Raw genomic sequence first — 3431 nt, 5'->3', positions numbered from 1 at the left:
GTTCGTTGATTGCTTTGCGTAATACCTTGCCTTTCTTGTTCTTACCCTCTGCTTTCCGAAACTGCACGGGCTAACTACGCGCTCAGGACAGCTCCCTCTCCCTGTGGGAGAGGGTTGGGGTGAGGGGACACGGGTTACCCCCGCATCAGTTGCGTGATGCATTGGCGCAGATAGTCCAACAGCTCAGGCGTGAGCCAGGTGCCCTCGGTCAAGGTTGGCTCCTGTTCCATCGCCTGGCGGATCTTCATCTGGGTGGCCGGATTGTCACTGGCATAGGACTGGAACAGCTCCAGCCAAAGGGCCGCCAACTGTTTAGCCTGTGTCGATGCAGGTGCAACCTTCTGCTGCATCGCTTGCTGGAATTGAGCAATCAGCGCTGGCCATTCCTGAATGCGATCAAAATAGTGAGCGCGGACATAGGCATATTCGGTATCAGACAGGTATTTTTGATAGATCGCCAGCTTGGTTTCGGCAAAGGCACGGGTGATGTAATCGGTCATTGCCGGTGTGATCCCCGTTTGTTCGCGCATCGAAGGCTCATCGGCGTGCATGGCGTTGAGGCGGGTCAGAAATGCCGGATTGCCTGCGGTATCACGCTCCAGCGTACACATCCAGCGGCGTGCAATAACCTGAGCACGCGGATCTTCGGCGGTCACTCCATCCTCCATCAGCTCTTGCACCGTGCTCACCATCTCCTGCCATTCACGAGTCAGCGCTTCATCGGCCTGATAGAACGGCAGCTGCGCCAGTTCGTCGGCGGTAAAGTATTTATCGTACATGGTCATCATCTCCAACGTGGTCAGCCAATCATTCAGTTCGGGTTCATTGCCTTGGGTCAATTGGGCGTGCATGTGCTGTAAGCGACTGCGCAGCGTGGTTATTTGCGTCAGTTGCCGATCGAGCATGGCAATTTGCTGTTCAATAACCGCAGGTAACGCTAGCCCCGAGTGCGCCAGAATCGAGTCGATTTCTGCTAGTGCAACTCCCATTCGCCGCAAGGCTTGAATATGGTGCAGGCGAGTAATATCTTCCCGATTGTAGAGGCGATATCCGGCATCAGAACGTGCAGAGGGAACCAGCAGCTCAATGTTGTGGTAATAATGTAAGGTTCTTATGGTAATGCCCGAACGGCGGGCTAGTTCGCCGACTTTCAGTAACATGCTGGTTATCTCCCTGGTGTGAGCTGAGATACTACAGCCTGACGTTACGTGAGGGTCAAGCAGGGAGGTGGGGAATTTTTGTGAAACGTTGCAGGCATCGGTAACCGGCACCTGCAACTGAGAGCGGGGGAGTTACCAGCCTTTCACTGCACCACCGTTGAAGATTTTCTCTGCCGCTTTGGCGACTTCATCGGACTCGTAGGCTTTCACGAAGTTCTGCACGTTTTGCGCATCTTTATTATCTTCGCGCGCTACCACGATGTTGGTGTACGGCGAATCTTTATCCTCGATAAAAATCCCGTCTTTGGTCGGCGTGAGGCCAATCTGATTGATGTAGGTGGTGCTGATCACCGCCACCGCGACTTTAGGATCGTCCAATACCTGGGGCAGTTGCGCACCTTCCAGCTCCATAATCTGGTAGTTGTGCGGGTTGGCACTGATATCCAGCGAGGTTGGCAGCAGGCCTTTACCCTGCTTAAGTTCGATCAGACCAACTTTTTTCAGTAGCAAAAGTGCGCGGCCCAGGTTGGTGGGATCGTTCGGGATGGCAATCACGGCGCCGTCCTGCAACTCTGACAGCGATTTGATCTTTTTCGAATAGCCAGCCATTGGGAACACAAAGGTATTGCCTACCGCCACCAGTTGGTAGCCGTGATCTTTATTTTGCTGTTCCAGGAAGGGACGGTGCTGGAATACGTTGGCATCCAGTTCCCCTTTATCGGTGGCATCATTGGGCAGTAGCGAACCGCTGAAACCAATCAACTCAACGTCCAGGCCGTATTTCTCTTTGGCCACCCGTCTGGCGACCTCCGCCACGTCCTGCTCTGCACCGTTAATCACGCCAACTTTGATTTGGTTTTGATCGGGCTGCTGATCGCACCCTTGTAATAACAGCGTTGCTGCTAGTGCCGCAGCCAAAGCGGTGCAGCGCCAAACAATTGCCATGAGTGACTCCCTGTAAAAACAATAAGATCGGTAGAGTTGTGCCAACAGCTAAACCTATGGCCGTAGCCAAGTCAAATCCTGGTTAAGCACAATTTCTTATAGCTCATAACGCGGCGATCAGCGCGGCCGTAACACCACGATGCCCGGCGTATTCAGCACATAGCTGGCAAAGGCCGAATCGATCACTTTGTGGTTTTCCGGGCGTGAGGAAGCATGGCGCAGCACCGGCCCATTTTGGGTCATGATAAAGAAGCCGGTATGGGTAACGTCCAGCCCAGCCAGCTTGGTATAGATGCCGATATAGTCGCCGGTCTGCAATTGGCTAATCACCTGCTCATCAATAAACTCGCTGGGGATATAGGTGACGCTGCGCTCGGTGACCGCGACGCCAGGCAGATAGAGCTCGCCATCCGCTTTGCGGTTGAGCTGTTTGGCTACGGTGATAGCGTGTGGGCTGAGTTGCGCGGTAACGTCATCGGCCAGGATCTGGCGGGTGTATGCCCAGTCGGTGAAGAAATGCTTGCGCTGCTGGAAACTGACATCTCCATTGATATAGCGCGTCTGAATCACGTTTTCGACGAACTCATTTTCGCTGGTGGCGGTTCTGAGCGCCTGCACGTAATCCAGATAGGTAAAGCAATCTACCCCACGGAAATCGATCACCAACTGTTCCGCCGTGGTGGCGGAACCGATCAGCCGGTTGGCTATGTAAGGCGTTTCCAGGAAAGTCTGCGAGAGCAGCTCGATGGCCCGCCCTTTATCGATTTCTGGCACCGCCGCATGCAGGGCCAGCGCTGCATGCAGTTTGTTTACTGTGTAATCGTCCATTGCTATCGCCATTGTCAGAGATTTTACCTGTTGCGGTAGCGATTCTACCGGGATTTTGACCGGTTGTTTACCGCTGCAACCCATCAGCGCCGTGCTCACTATTATCAGGGCCAAGCCACGCATCCCTCTCTCCCAAGCGATCATTGGTTTGGCCAGTATGGCGTGCGCAAGATAAACCCTGCGTCACCCAAAAGTGGTAAATCAGTAGCCCACTTCATTATTGAACGGCAGATACCAGAACAGTGCGATCTCATGGTCGGCAATGTCCGGCTGCCCACGATAGAGTAAATGATCGATGCCACCCAGTACAAAGCCATAGTGCTGATAGCAACTGCAGGCGGTCAGATTATTGTTTTGCGTTTCCAGCATCAGCCCTGCGGTGTCTTGATCGCGAGCCCAAATGCGTGCGGCATCCAATAGCGCTGTGGCCACGCCTTGGCGACGAGCTTGGCGGCTAACGGCAATTTCTTCGATCAGCGTATAGTCGTTCCAGTTTTT

4 protein-coding genes are annotated in these 3431 nt (G+C 53.8%); all 4 read right to left on the bottom strand.

Annotated features, from left to right (window positions below; translation table 11 throughout):
- Positions 1-134: 134 nt before the first annotated feature.
- Positions 135-1160, bottom strand: a complete 1026-nt coding sequence (locus ACLQ7H_RS21620; RefSeq protein WP_411754435.1) for a MerR family transcriptional regulator — start codon at positions 1158-1160, stop codon at positions 135-137.
- A 132-nt stretch (positions 1161-1292) separates the two neighbouring features.
- Positions 1293-2105: a MetQ/NlpA family lipoprotein gene (locus tag ACLQ7H_RS21615; protein WP_411754434.1), complete on the bottom strand. Its 813-nt coding sequence runs from the start codon at positions 2103-2105 to the stop codon at positions 1293-1295.
- Positions 2106-2222: 117 nt separating this feature from the next.
- The gene (locus ACLQ7H_RS21610; RefSeq protein WP_411754433.1) at positions 2223-3056 is read right to left on the bottom strand and encodes a DUF1460 domain-containing protein; all 834 of its coding nucleotides are present in this window, start codon (positions 3054-3056) and stop codon (positions 2223-2225) included.
- Positions 3057-3134: 78 nt separating this feature from the next.
- The coding region (locus tag ACLQ7H_RS21605; RefSeq protein WP_411754432.1) for a GNAT family N-acetyltransferase at positions 3135-3431 on the bottom strand (297 nt) is incomplete at its 5' end.

The organism is Serratia sp. (in: enterobacteria) (assembly GCF_046715635.1).
GTDB lineage: Bacteria > Pseudomonadota > Gammaproteobacteria > Enterobacterales > Enterobacteriaceae > Chania.
The sequence above is the reverse complement of the archived record's forward strand: the minus strand, read 5'-3'. Positions and strand labels throughout refer to the sequence as shown.